At 59.9% G+C, this 19,032-nt stretch carries 9 protein-coding genes and 1 pseudogene; 9 read left to right on the top strand and 1 reads right to left on the bottom strand.

From position 1 onward, the window contains the following. Positions 1 to 63 precede the first annotated feature (63 nt). The 6 genes and pseudogenes from GR328_RS11825 to GR328_RS11800 all read left to right on the top strand — a co-directional run bounded on the left by GR328_RS11825 (position 64) and on the right by GR328_RS11800 (position 6,788). Positions 64 to 639 carry a TRAP transporter small permease subunit gene (locus tag GR328_RS11825; RefSeq protein ID WP_160884733.1) on the top strand — a complete coding sequence of 192 codons (576 nt, stop codon included), beginning with the start codon at positions 64 to 66 and terminating at the stop codon, positions 637 to 639. Next, on the top strand, positions 636 to 1,952 hold the full coding sequence (locus GR328_RS11820; protein ID WP_160884732.1) for a TRAP transporter large permease: 1,317 nt from the start codon (positions 636 to 638) through the stop codon (positions 1,950 to 1,952). The genes GR328_RS11825 and GR328_RS11820 overlap by 4 nt, the downstream gene beginning before the upstream one ends. Positions 1,953 to 2,147: 195 nt before the next feature. Then, positions 2,148 to 3,542 (top strand): malonyl-CoA decarboxylase, encoded by a 1,395-nt coding sequence (locus GR328_RS11815; protein ID WP_160884731.1) that lies wholly within the window; start codon positions 2,148 to 2,150, stop codon positions 3,540 to 3,542. Between the two features lie 58 nt (positions 3,543 to 3,600). Then, positions 3,601 to 5,142, top strand: coding sequence for a malonate--CoA ligase (locus tag GR328_RS11810; RefSeq protein WP_160884730.1), 1,542 nt, complete (start codon positions 3,601 to 3,603; stop codon positions 5,140 to 5,142). 1,216 nt (positions 5,143 to 6,358) lie between these two features. Next, a pseudogene (locus tag GR328_RS11805) lies at positions 6,359 to 6,568 on the top strand (alpha-amylase family glycosyl hydrolase); the annotation flags it as partial. Continuing rightward, positions 6,549 to 6,788, top strand: a complete 240-nt coding sequence (locus GR328_RS11800; protein ID WP_160884729.1) for a hypothetical protein — start codon at positions 6,549 to 6,551, stop codon at positions 6,786 to 6,788. The pseudogene GR328_RS11805 and the gene GR328_RS11800, both read left to right, overlap by 20 nt. A gap of 36 nt (positions 6,789 to 6,824) precedes the next feature. On the opposite strand, the gene GR328_RS11795 is transcribed toward GR328_RS11800, so the two are convergent. Further along, positions 6,825 to 9,398: a glycogen/starch/alpha-glucan phosphorylase gene (locus tag GR328_RS11795; protein ID WP_160884728.1), complete on the bottom strand. Its 2,574-nt coding sequence runs from the start codon at positions 9,396 to 9,398 to the stop codon at positions 6,825 to 6,827. Positions 9,399 to 10,200: 802 nt separating this feature from the next. Here GR328_RS11795 and GR328_RS11790 point away from each other — a divergent pair. From GR328_RS11790 to glgB, 3 genes are read left to right on the top strand one after another with little or no spacing between them, the layout of a single operon-like run. Further along, on the top strand, positions 10,201 to 13,449 hold the full coding sequence (locus tag GR328_RS11790) for a maltotransferase domain-containing protein (protein WP_425487036.1): 3,249 nt from the start codon (positions 10,201 to 10,203) through the stop codon (positions 13,447 to 13,449). Next, a complete protein-coding gene (treS, locus tag GR328_RS11785; protein WP_170304119.1) occupies positions 13,446 to 16,766 on the top strand; it encodes a maltose alpha-D-glucosyltransferase in 3,321 nt (1,106 codons plus the stop codon). The genes GR328_RS11790 and treS overlap by 4 nt, the downstream gene beginning before the upstream one ends. After that, complete coding sequence (glgB, locus tag GR328_RS11780) at positions 16,763 to 18,970, top strand: 1,4-alpha-glucan branching protein GlgB (protein ID WP_160884726.1); 2,208 nt, start codon at positions 16,763 to 16,765, stop codon at positions 18,968 to 18,970. The genes treS and glgB overlap by 4 nt, the downstream gene beginning before the upstream one ends. Positions 18,971 to 19,032: the final 62 nt, after the last annotated feature.

Raw genomic sequence — 19,032 nt, 5'->3', positions numbered from 1 at the left:
AGCCGACGGTGCCGCGGTAAAGCCCGCGGCACCTTACAATCTCTTCCCAAAAGGAAGCCCAATATGGTCAATGCCTTCATCCGATGGGTCGGGAACCTGTCGCGTCTGTTCGCGATCATGGCGACCTTCCTGATCATCGCGGCGATGCTTGTCGTCTGCCAGATGATCCTCATGCGCTATGTCTTTCGCCTGCCGACGATCTGGCAGACTGACTTCGTCGTTTTCTCCGCCACGGCAGCGATGTTTCTTGGTGCACCCTATGTCCTGATGACAGGAGGCCATGTTGGAGTCGACGTGATTGAGCTTATGGTGAAGGAGCGGACCCGAGCCAGGATGCGGATCGTGAGCAGCTTCCTCGGGTTGATCTTCTGCATCATCATGTTGATTGCGAGCTGGGTGCAGTTTCATGACGCCTGGAGCGGAAACTGGAAGCACTCCAGCTTGTGGGCGCCGCCCTTGTGGATACCACTCGCGGCCCTTCCGCTTAGCTTCGGGCTGCTCTGCTTCCAATACGTGGCCCAAATCCTTGCGCTCGTTGCGCCCGGCGGGAAGCCGACGGGCGACCATGCCGCGTCCGCGAATGGGCTGATCCTCGACGACCTTGTCGAACTGCCTCACACGAAGGAGCTTCCGCGATGAGCCCGACTGGCGCCGGATTGCTGATCATACTGGCCCTCTTCGTGCTGTTGGGAACAGGCATGCCGATTGCCTTCGCCCTCGGCCTTGCGGCTTTCGCAGCGCTCTTCCTGCAGGACGGCCTGGAGATCTTCTACGTGCTTGGGGACACGATGTTCTCGGGCATCGCGAACCTTGCTTACGTCTCCATCCCAATGTTCGTGCTAATGGGAGCTGCCGTGGCTTCCTCGCCTGCAGGATCGGATCTCTACTCGACACTCGACCGTTGGCTGAACCGGATTCCCGGCGGGCTCGTACTCTCCAATATCGGCGCCTGCGCGATCTTCTCCGGCATGACCGGCTCATCGCCCGCCACGTGCGCGGCGATCGGCAAGATGGGAATCCCGGAGATGCTCCGGCGCGGCTATCCCACCTCCGTTGCAACAGGCTCCATCGCAGCGGGCGGGACCCTCGGCATCCTCATTCCACCCTCCGTTACCCTCATCGTTTATGGCATCGCCACCGAAACGTCGATCGGCCGCCTGTTCATGGCCGGGGTGGTGCCCGGCATCATGCTGACCATCATGTTCATGATCTGGGCGATCATCGACTGCAAGCGCAAGGGATACGAGTTTGACGCCCGCGCCGTGCACTACACGTTAAGGGATCGGCTTGCAGGGCTTCCTCGCATCCTGCCGTTCCTGCTTATCATCGCCGGAACGCTCTACGTGCTCTATGGCGGCCTGGCGACACCCTCTGAGGCGGCGGGCGCCGGCGCTCTCCTTACCCTGCTGGTGGTCATCGTCACTTACAGGCTGTTCCGGTTCAAGGCCTTCACCGGGATATTCGGTTCCGCCATGCGCGAAAGCGTCATGATCATGATGATCATGGCATCGGCGGAACTCTTCGCATTCGCGCTCTCGTCGCTTTTCATTACCCAGACGGTGGCGTCGGCAATCGCCGACATGGAAGTGAACCGTTGGGTTCTGATGGCTATCATCAATATCTTCCTGTTGGTCTGTGGCATGTTTCTGCCACCGGTTGCCGTCATCGTCATGACCGCACCGATGCTCTTTCCAATCATCACCCAAGCCGGCTTTGATCCGTACTGGTTCGCGATCGTGCTGACCATCAACATGGAGGTAGGTCTTATCACACCTCCGATCGGACTCAATTTGTTCGTCATCAACGCCATTGCGCCGGATATTCGGACGAAAGACATCCTTTGGGGAGCATTGCCATATGTGCTGGTCATGGTCATGGCCATCATCATCCTCTGCATGTTCCCTGACATTGCGACTTGGCTCCCCAATCAGATGCTGGGGGTCGTCGAATGAGGCCGTCACGATTGATGGACGGCGTGCTTATGACGAGAGCGGTGCACGGTATCCGGTGGTACTACTAGAATGACCATTGTTGCCTTTGCCGTGAGCAGTAAAGCTGTTGTTGTCGCCTGCTGCAACGTCTTCCGGCCCGTACTTATCGTTGCGGCACGGCACCGCGGATTGCACGAGGCTTAACGGAGGCCAAGTATGAAGTTCTACAGCTCGAGGACCGGAACGGCCGACACCTCTACGTTCCTCGGGGATCTCATCGACACGCTGACTGAAAGGGGGCGGGCCCTGCTCGGTCGCAAGAGTGATCGGGACGCTATTCTGCAACTCGACTTGATCGCCATGAGCGAGTTGCTCCTGTCGCGGAGAGGTGAGGCATCCGGAGTAGCCTTGGCGCAGACGCTGCTGGCGAGTTATAGCGCCGCACCGCGTCCGGACCGCGCTGCGTTCCTCCAAGCTCTCGCCGATCGCTTCGGCCCTGATCGCGGCCGGGTCGAAGACGCGATCGAAGCGCTTGGCAAGGATCAAGGAACGGAAGCGCTGGAAGCGCTGCATGCTGCAGCCGAGCCCCGGCGTCAGGAGTTGTTCCGGAGACTCAATCTCGCCCCGGGCGGTACCGCAGCCCTGATCCGAATGCGTGAGGATCTCAGTGACTACATCAAGGGGAATCCTGGACTGAAGTGCGTCGATGCTGATTTCGCGCATCTCTTCTCGTCCTGGTTTAATCGGGGGTTTTTGGTGTTGCGGCCGATCGACTGGACCACGCCGGCTAATATTCTAGAGAAGATCATCCGGTACGAAGCGGTGCATGCGATCCAGAATTGGGACGATCTACGCAACCGTCTCGAACCCGAAGATCGTCGCTGCTACGGCTTCTTCCATCCCCAACTCGTCGACGAACCGCTGATTTTCGTCGAAGTGGCGCTGACGAAGGGCATTCCCGATGCCATCGGTCCACTCCTCGACCTCGCTCGCAAGCCGATTGCTGCGAGCGAGGCAACAACAGCAGTGTTCTATTCCATATCGAACACACAGAAGGGGCTGGGTGGCGTAACTTTCGGAAATTTCCTAATCAAGCAGGTGGTGGAGAATCTCAAGCGCGAACTGCCGAATTTGAAAACATTCGTCACGCTCTCTCCCGTACCTGGCTTTGCGGCATGGCTCGCTCGTGAGCGCAAGACTGAGGAATCGGCTTGCCTTGTACCTGAAGCCAAAGAGGCATTGACGGCTCTCGACGACACAGCCTGGTATGGGGATCCGGCGATAGCTGAGAGGGTTCGTGCTGTCCTCATTCCTACCGCAGCCTATTACTTCCTGAGAGCGAAGGACCCAAAAGGCCGTCCCGTCGACCCGGTGGCGCGATTTCATCTCGGCAACGGCGCCCGGCTGGAGCGTCTCAACTTCCTCGGTGATGTCTCCTCTAAGGGCTTGCAGCAATCACATGGATTGATGGTGAACTACCTCTATGCTCTCGACGAGATCGAGAAGAACCATGAGGCCTTCGCCGAGAAGGGAACAGTCGTTGCTTCGCCTGTCGTTCGAAAAGCGTTGCCGACGGATCTTCCCTCCCGCGACCTGGTACCCACCCCATGACTGCAACGCTTCACGATCCGCTTGTCGTCTTTCCTCGTCCCATTTCGGAGCTCATGCCATGAACGCGAACCTGTTCGACCGGCTTGAACGATCAATCGCCGCCCCCCCGAAGACCGCCATCGCCACGTCTGCCGGTGAGACGATCAGCTATGCCGACCTGATCGCGCTGTCAGGCCGTCTGGCAAACGTTCTCGTCGCCCGTGGTGTCAAGCCTGGCGACCGGGTCGCCGTTCAGGTCGAGAAGTCGGTTCCAGCACTGGTTCTGTATCTTGCGACCGTCCGAGCTGGCGCCGTCTATCTCCCTCTCAATACGGCCTACACCCTGGCCGAGCTCGAGTATTTCATCAGCGATGCCGAGCCCTCCCTAGTAGTCTGTGATCCGGGCAAGTGGGAAGGGGTCCAGCAACTCGCCGCGAAGGTGGGAGCAGCGGTCGAAACGCTCGATGCACAAGGGCTGGGCTCTCTCATAAAGGCTGCAGACGATGCGGCGGAGGCCTTCACAACGGTGCAGAGGGCAGGTGACGATTTGGCGGCCATCCTCTATACATCAGGTACGACCGGCCGCTCGAAGGGAGCGATGCTGACGCACGACAATCTCGTTTCCAACGCCCAGACATTGATTAAGTTCTGGCGCTTCACTGCGGATGACGTGCTGATCCATGCCCTGCCGATCTACCACACCCACGGACTCTTCGTGGCCAGCAACGTCATCCTATTCTCTGGCGCGTCGATGATCTTCCTGCCGAAGTTCGATGCTGATGAGATTCTAAGGCTGATGCCCCGCGCGACCGCCCTGATGGGAGTTCCGACCTTCTACGTTCGTCTGTTGCAGCATCCCGGCCTCACCAAGGATGCAACGTCCGGCATGCGCCTGTTCGTATCGGGTTCAGCTCCCCTGCTGGCCGAGACCCATCGTGAGTGGAGCGCTCGCACAGGCCACGCGATCCTCGAGCGCTATGGCATGACAGAGACCAACATGAATACATCCAATCCCTACGATGGCGACCGGGTGCCGGGTGCGGTTGGTCTGCCTCTGCCGGGTGTGTCATTGCGCGTTGCTGATCCCGAAACCGGGCGGGTGCGGGGCACAGGCGAGATTGGGGTGATCGAGGTCAAGGGTCCGAACGTGTTCAAGGGCTACTGGCGCATGCCGGAGAAGACGGCCTCCGAGTTCCGCCCGGACGGCTTCTTCATCACGGGCGATCTCGGCAAGATCGACGAGCGTGGCTACGTCCACATCGTCGGACGCGGCAAGGATCTCATCATCACAGGCGGGTTCAATGTCTACCCAAAGGAGATCGAGGATGAGATCGACGCCATTCCAGGGGTGTTCGAGAGCGCAGTGATCGGCGTTCCGCACAAGGACTTGGGCGAGGGGATAACCGCAGTCGTCGTCCGCTCGAAGGAGGCAAGGGTGGACGAAGCGGCGATCCTGACCGCGCTCGACGGGCGCCTTGCGAGGTTCAAACTGCCGAAGCGGGTCATCTTCGTCGATGAATTGCCGCGCAACACCATGGGTAAGGTACAGAAGAACGTGCTGCGCCAGCAATTCGTTGACCTTTACGTTTCACCGACACAGGCTTCCCAGTCCGCCAGGTAGAGGATATTCCAAGGAGTTTATGTGAGTTGCCGAAGCTCGCCCTCTGGTACGGGGAGGAAGAATCGCTTTGGTCATCTCAGGGGACGGTAAGCGGACCTTTACTCCATTCGGTGTCCGTTACGCCTCGACCCTCAGTAGACCTTCGCGAATTTGGATGCTTGCTGCCGGATGCGAAGACTGCGCAGTGATCGACATGAGTGAGGATCCCAGCGGTCATGACTTGCCTATTGGCATGTTCGAGCCGGATGCCAGCACGCAGATTCGCAACAATGATGGTCTTGCAGCATAATTCTGCAACGGGAGGGGGGCCGCCATCGGAACTGCACAGCGAAGAACGCACGAAGGATTCGGCTGTCCTCGCGGTCAGCCAAATAGGCGGCATGGGGGGAAGGGATGGATCTCTGCGTCCTCGATCCTCACGGTACGCAGGTTGGGATCGGGTATGAGCTCCGCTTCCGAGACATAACCAGTGCCGATGCCATGACTTGACACCTAACGCATCATGCGGACCCGATGGGCCACGCTAGTGAAAAGTGGATCCGGCTTTCAGCTTCAAACGATGCCCGATCTCTCCGATACTCTAGCCGCGCGTATCGTCTAACGAAGAGTTTTGAGGCAACCTCCGATAGTCAAATCACTCAGGCTTGAAGATCCCAAATGGGGCGGAGTGCCGTCAGCAGCTTTTATCTGTGACTCGCGAACGATACAATCGATGCCACTTCTCTCTCCCTGGATCCAATATTGGGGCTCATAAGAGGTGCCAGGGAGCTGCTTCAAGACGCGATAGGTATTATATCCTCGTCGCGGGGGGGCCGCTGGTACAACGAGCTGACCTACCTTGAATTTGTGGATCATAGCACACTCCCAATGATGCAATGATCGCCCCGCCAGAAAATCTAAGCCCGATTCTAGCTCTGTAAGCTGGAATCTGGATCAAAGTTCCACAAACCAGCACGCTTTCGCGTTGGAACCAAGCTCGTCCGGCAAAAGCGATGGCGCAATGGGACCCGGGGGCTTCAGCAACCTTCACCGGTCTCAGACTGTCCGATGGTGCAAGCTGACCATGGCATATTGCTCATGGGATGCGTGGAAGCCCATCCGATCCAGGAATCTATTCGCTCTCTGGTCCTGTTGGCACCCGGGCTCCTGAGCGGTCGTTCCTCTCATCCTGCGAGTTTGCCGCTTGAATGAGGAGGCGCCAGTGGCCCAGAGCGGGATGGAGGGCTATTCCTGGTGGCGGAGCGAGATCACATATCAGATCTATCCATGCTCTTTTCAGGGTGCTGACGGCGACGGGGTTGGGGGTCTGCGCGGGAGCATCACGCGTTTCGACTACCTCGTGAACCTGGGGGGCGATTCCATCTGGATCTCGCCGATCTATCCTTCTCCAATGGCGGATTTCGGCTATGACGTATCAGACTACTGCTCCGGCTGATGGGAGTGTCATCTCCGTCATCTCCTATGGGAAGCCCCATGAAGGCAGGCGCCTGCCCGTGGCTCTCAATATGAGTGGTGGGGCTCGAGCCCGGTCGAGGATCGATCCGGGCCGCGTCGTGGTCTCTACGTTCCTCGACCGGACGGGTGAGGAGGTCGCCGGCGGCCTCGATCTCAGGCCCCACGAGGGGTGCATCGTCGATCTCGGGTGAGGCGCTGCACCCATCACTTATGGCTTGCCGGCGCGTCTATTGTACGCGAACCTTCCATATATCACTGGCGTATTCGCGGATCGTTCGGTCTGCCGAGAACCAGCCTACCCTGGCCGTGTTCAAGACACTTGCTCGCCACCAGGCGAAGGGAGACCGCCACAATTCGTCGACCTGGCGCTGGGCCGCCCAATAGGACTCAAAGTCCGCCGCCACCATGAACGGATCGTCGGAAGAGACCGCATGAATCAGGGAGTCGAAGCGGTTCGGCTCCTCCGGTGAGAAGGTTCCTGTTCTGATCAGGTTAAGTGCCCTCTCAAGCCTGGGCGACATATGGGGCTGATCCCGATGCCCTCCGTGCCTGCGATGGGCCGCGATCTCTTCGGCGGTCAGGCCGAAGATGAAGATGTTCTCGGCCCCAACGCATTCCCGGATCTCGACATTGGCTCCGTCGAGTGTGCCGATCGTGAGAGCGCCGTTCAAGGCGAGCTTCATATTCCCGGTGCCCGAGGCCTCCATGCCGGCCGTTGAGATCTGTTCCGACAGGTCGGCTGACGGGATAATGGCCTCGGCCAAGCTGACATTGTAATTGGGCAGGAAAACGATCTTCAGACGATCTGCCATGACGGGGTCGGAATTGACCACCTGCGCAACATCATTGATGAGCTTGATGATCAGCTTCGCCCGATCGTAACCGGCTGCGGCCTTGCCGGCGAAGATCTTGACCCGCGGCACCCAGTCTCTCTCAGGTTCGGCCCGGATGGCATCATAGAGCGCAACCGCCTCGAGGATGTTCAGGAGCTGGCGCTTGTATTCGTGGATCCGCTTGATTTGGACGTCGAATAAGGCGCCCGGATCGATCGGCACTCCGGTGTGCTCGGCGACGGTCTGCACCAGGTTGGCTTTGGCTGCGGCGCGCTGGTTTCTGAAATGCTCCTGGAACGCGGGATCATCCGAAAATCTTTCGAGCCCGATGAGCGCTCCCGCATCGTCAAGAACGCCGTCGCCAAGCTCTCCGACCAGGAGGCGCGCCAGCCCGGGATTGGCTTGATGGAGCCACCGCCGGAAGGTGATGCCGTTCGTCTTGTTGACGATCCGATTGGGATAGAGAGCGTGCAGGTCCCGAAACACGGTCTGACGCATAAGGTCGGTATGGAGCCCCGATACGCCGTTGACTTTGTGGGCTCCGACGAAGGCCAAATGCCCCATGCGGACATGTCGGCCGTGATCCTCGTCGATCATGGACACGGCCTTGACGAATTCGACGTCAGCCGACCTGCGGGCCAGGGGCTCGAGATGGTGCCAGTTGATTCGATAGATGATCTGGAGGTGGCGAGGGAGGAGCCGTTCGATCAGTGCCACGGGCCAGCGCTCGAGAGCCTCCGGCATGAGCGTATGGTTCGTGTAGTTCAACGTTCCCGTCGTGATCGCCCAAGCATCTTCCCAGGCGAGATGGTGCTCATCGACGAGGAGGCGCATCAGCTCCGCCACGGCAATGGCCGGGTGGGTGTCGTTGAGCTGGATCGCCGCCAGGTCCGGGAGAGTGCGGATGTCGCCATGCAGGCGCATGTGGCGAGCCAACAGATCCTGCAGGGACGCGGAGGTGAAGAAGAACTCCTGGCGCAGGCGCAGTTCCTGTCCGGCCTCGGACGCATCGCCCGGGTACAGAACGCGGGATATGGCCTCGACACGTGCCCGCTCTGCAAGCGCGCCGATATGATCGCCGGAATTGAACACATCGAGCCGAAGGGGCTCGGTTGCCCGCGCCGACCAGAGCCTCAACGCATTGACGTGGCGTCCGCGCCAGCCGACGATGTGCGTGTCGTAAGCAACGGCCTGAATGGTCTCTGCGGCCTTCCAAACGGAGATTGTCGCGCCACCAGATGCCCGAACCTCCTCGATGTGCCCTCCGAAGCCAACCGGATAGATCAGATCCGGCCGCTCGAATTCCCAAGGATTGGAGCGCGCAAGCCAGTCTTCGGGTACTTCGTGCTGCCGCCCATCCGTGATGACCTGACGGAATAGGCCGTGCTCGTAACGGATCCCATAGCCATAGGCAGGGACCTCGAGGCTGGCCATGCTCTCCATGAAGCAGGCGGCGAGTCGACCGAGACCGCCGTTTCCGAGGGCCGCATCAGGCTCAATGGCGCGGAGGCGGTCGAGGTCCACATCAAGCCCAGCAAGGGCCTCTCGGGCAACTTCGGTGAGGCGGAGATTATTCAAGGTATCGGGGAGCAGCCGCCCGATCAGGAACTCGAGAGAGAGATAGCAGACCTGCTTGCGGACTGCTTGATCCATGGCCCTGGAAGCCATCCAGCGGTCCATGACGCGGTCACGAACTGCCAGAGAAGTGGCGACGAACCAGTCATGATCTGTCGCATGAGCGGGGTTGGTGCCGACGCCATAAGTCAGCTTTGCAAGAATTGCCTTACGGAAGACAAGAGAGTCCTTGCTGTCTAATGCAGACGAGGACAGTGAAATCTGTTCAGAATCTTGCACAGGAGGCCCCCCAGAAAAGCCAGTCTTGAAAGTAATATTATAATTATGTGTACGCCTCGCCCCCGGCCTATGTCGAAGGGCTGAGGAATCTCCGACGATAGAGCAAAAATCCATTTCCCAGAACAGCACCAAGGCGTGACGCCCAGCCGCACTTCGATAAGTCTGACGGCCTGCTGCCAAGTTCGTCGACGCCGATCTAGTGAGCTTGGCAGTGGCAAGAATCCCTCCTGTCGAAGCCGCGGCTCTCCCGGATTGTTGAGGCTTCGCGATTGTTGCCGGGGTCCTTGATGCCGATCGGTTAGAGTTACTACTGAATGTATCGCGGCCGGAGTCTTCAGCGGTAAATCACGCCTCAGCCTCGAGCCGGGGTTCTCGCTCGGTCGCCTGCGCGAGCTTCCCGTGCCCAAGGGGGGCGGCCAGAGCTTGTGGACGGGCCGTTGCCTTGGGGGCTTGAACCAGAGCGGGAGCTCTGATTCGGATGGTCCGGCAAAACAGTCGACAATGCATCCGAGCAGCCGGGTATCGTCCAGGCGGGCAACATCACCTTCACGGTCGTCGATCCTTCAGCAGGACCATGGCGAGAAACATGCCGGCTCCGCTAATCGAGCTCTATGGCCTATCCGGCAGTAAGGGCTCGATCTCTTCCAGGTCGATCCGGCTTCAGAACCAAGAGCGAAGCTGTTCCAGCCCGGGGACGACGAGAGATTCCGGGCTGGGCAGGAACCAAAGACGAAGAGGTACTGTTTTCGGCAAGGAGGCTCCGCTGGCAGGCTGTCGCTCCTTCAATGCCTGCTGGGACGTTGCTTCCGATTGATTGGATCGAACAGCGACGGACGAAGCCGTGCCACCAGCAGACAGGTCCCTTGCAAATTCCCAGACAATCCGGGTCGAGGACACGGATCACGCAGCACCGCGAATCTACTACGTGCACCCGCTACTGGTCGGCTCCCTTGACGATTGGGACAAGATCTTTGATCACGCCGCAGCTCTGGGCTTCGATACAATTCTCATGGCCCCACCATTCGAGCCCGGCCATGGCGGAAGCATCTTCCTTCCGCGTGACATGGAACGGTTTCACCCTGCCCTCGGCCACGGGGGCGCTGTCGACGACCTCGCTCGCCTCGCCGATAGCGCACGGGCGCGCAACCTTGCCCTTGCCCTCGATCTCGTGGTCGATCGGGTTGCTGCTGACAGCAACTTCGCCCGGGAACTCGGACTTGAGGTTGCCAGCGCCGACATCCTTGATCCACGGCAGGACCCCGCCGACCGCGAGGCGGTCATTATTCCTTTCGAGGCGACTGCTCCGGCCGACCACCCGTACCTATCGATGCTCTCGGACCGGTTGCGGGCTTTCACCGCAGCGGGAGTGTCGGGCTTCCGTTGCCTGCACTGGGACAGGGTTCCGCCAGCGGCCTTGAAGCGCCTGATCGCGACGGTAAGGGGGAATGCACCCGAGATCCGCTTTCTGGCCTGGACTCCGGGTGTCACATTCGAGGTCCAGCGTGCACTTTGCGGAATCGGATTCAATGGAACGTTCTCCTCGCTCCGCTGGTGGAATCTGCGGGAGGGCTGGATCGTCGATGAACACGAACTCCATCGCACGATCGGGTATGAGATCGCCTTTCCCGAGGCCCCCTTCGACAAGCGCATAACCCATGAGGTCGAACCTCTGGAGGTCTTGGAGAGTAGCGCGACGCGCGCCCTATGGCTCTCCGCGGCCTTGGGGGATGGCATCCTTGTTCCCATGGGTTTCGAGTTTGGCTGCCGGGACCGGCTCGATCCGACACGCGGTGATGGCGCTGGACTGGCAAGGCTGAAGGAGAGGGGCAGCTTCGACATTTCCGGAGAGGTGAGGGCGGCCAATGCACTGCTTGCCCGCGAGAATGGACGCTTCGCGCGCAAGCCTCTTCATCTTGTCGTGGGGCATGCCTCTCCCGTCACGACGGTGCTCAGAATCGATGCAGAGGATGTGCGCCAGGGCAATGCCGCGCGCCTGGTCATTGCGAATGCCGATCTGCGGCGGCCAGCGCATGCGGCAGGATCGTTCGTGATCTCAGAGGCCGGAGCACGGTTCGTGCCGTTCCGCGAAGCAGGCGACGGTGGGTTCGAAATCAACCCGGCCACGAGCGTAAATCTCCGGCCCGGCGAGGTCCGGGTTCTGGAAGGCCACCCTCTGAGAGCGATCAAAGGAGCAATACCGGTTCCGGCGGTAGAGCAGGCAACCTCCGCCCCACGGCTTGTCATCGAGAACATTACGCCTGCTGTGGATGAGGGCGAGTTCCCCGTCAAGCGGATCGTCGGGGATCTGGTCCGCGTGGAGGCCGATATTTTCGGCGACGGGCATGATCCTCTCGCCGCCTCCCTCGTCTGGCGAGCCGCCGATGAGACGGAGTGGCGCGAGACACGCATGCGGCTCCTGGTTAACGACCGCTGGTGTGCCGAATTTCCTCTGGAGCGCCTCGGCCGGTATGAGTTCGCCGTCCAGGCGTGGCGGGATCCTTTCGCAATCTTCCGCTCGGAACTGGAGAAGAAGTACGCTGCCGGCCTTGATGTCACCCTGGAACTGGAGGAAGGGCGCCTGCTGGTTGAGGCTGCACTCTCTGAGACACAGGGCGACGTAGCCGATCGTGTCCGGTCGATGGCCGAGAGGCTCGCCGGGGCGGATTACGACAGCCGTCTCGAGATCCTTCTGTCGCCTGAAGCATCGGACATCATGACGGCAGCGGACCGGCGGCCCTTCCTGGTTCGCTCCAAACCCATGCCTCTCGACGCTGAGAGAACGGCTGCGGGATTTGCAAGCTGGTACGAATTGTTCCCGCGCTCCCAGAGCGGTGACCCCAAACGGCACGGCACGTTCGATGATGTGATTCGTCGGCTCCCGGCCATCCGGAGCATGGGTTTCGACGTACTTTATCTGACGCCGATCCATCCGATCGGGCATACGCATCGCAAGGGAAGGAACAACAGCCTCACAGCTGGGCCGGACGATCCCGGGAGTCCTTATGCCATCGGCTCCGAGGCAGGCGGGCACGATGCGATTCACCCCGAGCTCGGTACCTTCGAGGACTTTCGCCGGCTCGTTTCTGCCGCAGCCGATCACGGACTTGAACTGGCCCTGGACATTGCGGTCCAGGCCTCGCCTGATCACCCCTGGTTGAAAGAGCATCCGGACTGGTTCGACTGGCGGCCCGATGGCACCATCAAGTATGCCGAGAACCCGCCGAAGAAGTACGAGGACATCGTCAATGTCGACTTCTACGCCAAGGGGGCTGTTCCATCCCTGTGGCTAGAGCTGCGCGACACCATTCTGCTCTGGGTCGAGCAGGGCGTGAAGCTCTTCCGGATCGATAACCCGCACACGAAGCCATTTCCCTTCTGGGAGTGGCTGATTGCGGACGTTCGGCGGAACCATCCGGAGGTCGCCTTCCTGTCGGAAGCCTTCACACGTCCGAAAATCATGTACCGGCTCGCGAAGATCGGCTTCTCGCAATCCTACACCTACTTCACATGGCGCAACGAGAAGTGGGAGCTGGAGGAGTACATGGAGGAGCTCACTCGGACGGCGCCGAAGGATTTCTTCCGGCCGCATTTCTTCGTGAACACACCCGACATCAATCCGGACTTTCTGCAGAACGCCCCGCGGTCCGCCTATCTGATCCGAGCAGCGCTGGCAACAACGCTCTCCGGGCTCTGGGGCATGTATAACGGCTTTGAGCTCTGCGAAGGGCGGCCGGATGCCAAGAGGAAGGAATATGCCGACAGCGAGAAATACGAGATCAGGGTCTGGGATTGGGCTCGGCCTGGCAACATCATCAACGAGATCTCGATCCTGAACCGGATTCGGCGCGAGAACCCGGCCCTCCACTCCCATCTGGGCATTACATTCCTCAACGCCTGGAATGATAAGATCATCTTCTACGAGAAGGCCACGCCAGGGCGTGAGAACGTCGTCCTCGTCGCAGTCAGCCTCGATACCCACAATGTTCAGGAGGCCGATGTGGAACTTCCACTCTGGAGGTTCGGTCTCCCCGACCATGGTTCGCTCGCTGTCGAGGACCTTGTGCGCCACCACCGCTTCACCTGGACAGGGAAGTATCAGCGTATCCGCTGTGACCCCGGCGAGTTGCCCTTCTCGATCTGGCGCATTTCCTCAAAGGACACATGAGAATGCTCAAGAAGAACGACACGTCACCCAAGAGCGAAACGTCCCTCGGGAATGACCCCTTGTGGTACAAGGATGCAATTATCTACCAATTACACGTGAAGTCGTTCTTCGATGCGAACAACGACGGGATCGGCGACTTCGCCGGCCTGCTCAGCAAACTGGACTACATCGCCTCTCTCGGAATCAATACGATTTGGCTTCTGCCCTTCTATCCGTCTCCGCGCCTCGACGACGGCTATGACATCGCCGACTACCGTGATGTGAGTCCTGACTACGGAACGCTGAAGGAGTTCAAGACTTTCGTTCGCGAAGCCCACGCGCGGGGCCTGCGTGTCATCACAGAGCTCGTCATCAATCACACCTCGGATCAGCATCGCTGGTTCCAGCGCGCCCGGCGCGCCAAGCCTGGATCGCGCGACCGAGATTTCTATGTCTGGTCCGACACGGACCAGAAATACCCCGAGACCCGCATCATCTTCCTTGACACAGAGAAGTCGAACTGGACTTGGGACCCGATGGCCGGAGCGTATTTCTGGCACCGCTTCTATTCGCACCAGCCGGATCTCAACTTCGACAACCCGCGAGTGCTCAAGGAAGTCCTGAGCGTCATGCGGTTCTGGCTTGACATGGGCATCGACGGTCTGCGTCTCGATGCGATTCCCTACCTTGTGGAGCGGGAGGGAACGAACAACGAGAATCTTCCTGAGACCCACGAGGTCCTCAAGAAAATCCGTGCGGCTCTGGACGCCGAATACCCGGATCGCATGCTACTTGCCGAAGCCAATCAATGGCCGGAGGACACACAGGAATATTTCGGAAATGGCGATGAATGCCACATGGCCTTCCACTTCCCATTGATGCCGCGCATGTACATGGCGATCGCCAAGGAGGATCGCTTCCCCATTACGGACATTCTTCGCCAAACCCCTGCGATCCCGAGTAACTGCCAATGGGCCATCTTCCTTCGGAATCATGACGAGTTGACGCTCGAAATGGTGACCGACGAGGAGCGCGATTACCTTTGGGACACTTATGCGGCCGACAGACGGGCCCGTATCAATCTCGGCATTCGGCGCAGGCTGGCACCCCTCATGCAGCGGGACCGGCGGCGCATCGAGCTGATGAATGCGCTGCTTCTGTCCATGCCCGGGACTCCCGTAGTCTATTACGGAGACGAGATCGGCATGGGGGACAACATCTATCTCGGGGATCGGGACGGCGTCAGGACGCCCATGCAATGGTCTCCCGACCGCAATGGCGGCTTCTCGCGGGCCGATCCGGCAAGCCTCGTTCTGCCAGCCATCATGGACCCGGTCTACGGCTTCGAGTCCGTCAATGTCGAGGCTCAGAGCCGTGATCAGCATTCTCTGCTGAACTGGATGCGGCGCATGCTGATGCTCCGGCGGAATCACTGCGCCTTCGGCCGCGGCACGTTTCGGTTTCTCTATCCCGCAAACCGTAAGGTTCTGGCTTACCTGCGCGAGCATGAGGACGAGACGATCCTCTGCGTTGCGAATCTTTCCCGGACGCCGCAGGCAGTCGAACTCGACCTCTCGTCCTTCGCGGGTTGCGTTCCGGTCGAGATGACGGGTCCGTCGCCGTTCCCGCCCATCGGCCAGCTCACCTACCTGCTGACGTTGCCGCCTTACGGCTTCTACTGGTTCCTGTTGACGACAGAGTCAGAAAGTCCCCTGTGGCGGACGGCGCCTCCTGAGCAGCTGCGTGAATTCGAAACGCTTGTTCTGCGCAGAAACGTTAGGGAAGTTCTGGATGACAAGCACGCACAGGTGCTCTCACATGACATTCTGCCGTCATATCTGCCGATTCGGCGTTGGTTTGCCTCGAAGAATGAGACGCTGGAAAGCGCCCGCGTTGCATGGGCGGTGCCGATGCCGTTCACCGATGACGTGCTGATGGCAGAAATCGAGGCGGTGATCGGCCCACGCACGGAGCGTTACTTCATGCCTCTCGGTATTGCATGGGAAAACGCCAGCATGCAGCCGCTTCCTCAACAGCTCGCCTTGGCTCGGGTGCGCAGAGGTCCTCGCGTCGGCTTTCTGACGGACGGGTTCGCGGTGGATCGCTGGGCCCACGGAGTGCTTCAGGCGCTGTGCGAGAGGGCAACGGCAGAGACCCCGGACGGCGAGATCCGGTTTGTGGGCACGCCTCACCTGGACTGCATGCAAGTGCTGAAGGATGTTCCGATCCGCTGGCTCTCGGCCGAGCAGTCGAATAGTTCTCTGGTCGTCGGCGATCTTGCCATGATCAAGCTCGTGCGCCGGGTCTTTGCGGGCATCCATCCTGAAGCCGAGATGACTCAGTATCTGACCAAGGTCGGGTACCAGAATTCGGCGCCGCTTCTGGGAGAGGTCGTGCGGCTATCGGAAGAAGGAACGCCGCATACTCTCGTGATCGTTCAGGGGGCGATCCGGAATCAGGGCGATGCCTGGAATTGGATGCTTGAGAACCTGAAGCGGACCTTGGACGAGTATGAGTTGATCGGAAAAGAGGGAGTTCCGGAAGAGGGGATCTTCACGACGCTCGAGAACTTCGCAGGCGTCGTCGGCCAGCGGCTCGGCGAGCTTCACGTGGCGCTGGCCGATTCCACCGACGATCCGGCATTCGCGCCCTTCGAGGCTGGACCCGGAGAGGTCGAAGCGTGGGGAGCAAGGGCCCGTGATCAGCTCGGATCGGCGCTTGATATTCTCGGGCGGGTACGTGGTGATCTCGATCCAGACCTCGGCGAACTTGCTCAGAGCGTCCTGGACCACCGTGGCGAACTGATATCATCAGTCGGACGGCTCGCGAAGGCCGGTCTCGGGACGCTCACGACACGGATCCACGGCGACTTCCACTTTGGGCAGGTTCTCGTGGCGCAGGGGGATGCCTACATCATCGATTTCGAGGGTGAGCCGGTCCGCGAGTTGGAGGAGAGGCGCGCCAAGACGAGTCCGCTTCGCGATGTCGCCGGGTTGCTGCGTTCGCTCGACTACCTGGCTGTCTCGGCGTCGATGCCCGATGAGGATGTGGGATCTCAACAGTTCCGCGAGGTTCGGAAGTCGCTGCTCGGCGAGTTTTACAAGAGGGCCCAGAACGCCTTTCTGACCTCCTACTGGGAGGTCACCGCTGGGGCTTCTCACCTCGGGTTTTCGGTCGACAAGCGTGGCCCCTTGCTCGACCTGTTCCTGCTGGAAAAGGCGGCCTATGAAGTTCAGTACGAGGCGGCCAACCGTCCGAAGTGGTTGACCATTCCGCTTCGAGGCCTCTCCAAGATCACACAACACCTCGTGAAAATGGACAAGGGAGGACGTGAATGAGGCCCGGGCACGACGTCCTCCTCGGCGCCGTCGACAGGACCGGCATCGAGGCATTGGTTGAAGGCCGACATGGAGATCCGTTCTCGATCCTGGGGCAGCATCCCGCAAACCGGGGGACCATCACCAGGGTCTTCATGCCGGGTGCGGTATCCGTCGAACTCCTGACCCGGGATACGGGGAGTCTCCTGACCCGGCTCGAGCGCGTGCATTCGGATGGATTGTTCGCCGGATATCTCGATCACCAGGTCGCCTACAAGCTGAGGATCTGGTGGCCGGACGCCGTCCAGGAGACGGAGGATCCCTACAGCTTCGGCCTTCTTCTCGGAGATCTCGACCTGCATTTGATCGGGCAGGGGACCCACTATGAACTCAGCCATGTACTTGGCGCGCAACCCATGACCATTGATGGGGTGCCCGGCGTGCGCTTTGCGGTGTGGGCGCCGAATGCCCGGCGAGTCTCGGTTGCTGGGGATTTCAATGGGTGGGATGGACGGCGAAACCCTATGCGCCTGCGCCAAGGCGCAGGAGTTTGGGAGTTGTTCATTCCGCGCCTGGGTCCGGGGGAGCGCTATAAGTACGAACTTGTCGGGTCTTACGGTCAATTGCTGCCGCAGAAGGCCGATCCTGTGGCGCGGGCCGGCGAGGCCGCGCCTGGAACGGCCTCGGTCGTCGCGCGGTCGGAGCCCTTCCCGTGGACAGACGCCGAATGGATGAACTCGCGGGCGGCGCGTCAGACGGAGGTGGCGCCGATCTCCATCTATGAGATTCATGCGGGCTCCTGGTTGCGGATGGCGAACGAGGGCAATCGCATGCCCGATTGGACAGAGCTGGCGGATCGGCTGATCCCTTATGTGGCTGGTCTCGGCTTTACCCATATCGAGCTCATGCCCATCATGGAGCATCCGTTCGGGGGCTCATGGGGTTACCAGCCGCTGGGACTTTTCGCGCCGACCGGGCGCTATGGAACGCCTGAAGATTTCGCAGCATTCGTCAATCGCTGCCACGAGGCCGGGCTGGGCGTCATCCTCGATTGGGTTCCTGCCCATTTTCCGACCGACATTTGGGGACTCGCGCAATTCGATGGAACGGCCCTCTACGAGCATCAGGATCCTCGGGAGGGTTTCCACCAGGACTGGAATACGCTGATCTACAATCTCGGACGCAACGAGGTGAAAGGATTTCTCATTGCCAGCGCCCTGGACTGGATTGAGCGCTATCACATCGACGGGCTGCGAGTGGACGCCGTCGCATCAATGCTCTACCGGGATTACAGCCGCCGGGAAGGCGAATGGGTTCCCAACCGGTTCGGAGGCCGGGAAAATCTGGAGGCGATCGAGTTCTTCAAGCATCTCAACAGCATCATCACTCATCGCTGCCATGGAGCCATTACGATCGCGGAAGAGTCCACGGCGTGGCCGGACGTGACGAAGCCGGCCGAGCAGGGCGGGTTGGGTTTCACGTTCAAGTGGAACATGGGTTGGATGCACGACACGCTCCATTACGTGGCGCAAGATCCAATCTATCGAAGCTACAACCACGGTGCCCTTACATTTGCCATGGTATATGCGTTCTCTGAGCGCTTCATTCTGCCTTTATCTCATGACGAAGTCGTGCATGGAAAAGGATCACTGATCCGAAAGATGCCCGGTGACGAGTGGCAGCGGTTCGCGAACCTTCGGGCATATTTCGGGTACATGTGGGCGCACCCTGGCAAGAAGCTCCTGTTCATGGGTGGCGAGATCGCCCAGGACCGGGAGTGGGACCACGACTCCTCCATTTCCTGGGAATTGCTGGATGACGCGCGCCACGCAGGAATTCAAAGGCTCATACGCGATCTCAATCGCATCTACGCGGCCGAGCCTGCGCTCCATGCCACGGACAATGATCCCGGTAGATTTGAGTGGGCCGTAGTGGATGACCAGGAGAATTCAGTCTTTGCCATGCTGCGGACAGCACAGGACGGGAGATCCATCATACTTGCAGTCAGCAACATGACTCCCATTGCCCGGATGAACTACCGGATTGGTGTGCCGAGGGCGGGTCTGTGGCATGAGATCCTTAATACTGACGCCGCAATTTATGGCGGTGGAAACATGGGCAACGGAGGGGCTCTGCACACAGAAGATGTTTCGTCACACGGGCGCTCCGCCTCTTTGGCACTCGTTCTACCGCCATTAAGCACAGTTTACTTTCGATGGACGTAGACGATACTCCGCATCTGATCTCCACGACCACCAATTTGCCAGTGAACCTCCCAAGGGGAACA

This window comes from Microvirga makkahensis, assembly GCF_009830105.1.
Classification (GTDB): domain Bacteria; phylum Pseudomonadota; class Alphaproteobacteria; order Rhizobiales; family Beijerinckiaceae; genus Microvirga; species Microvirga makkahensis.
This window is presented reverse-complemented; position numbering and strand designations above follow the sequence as displayed.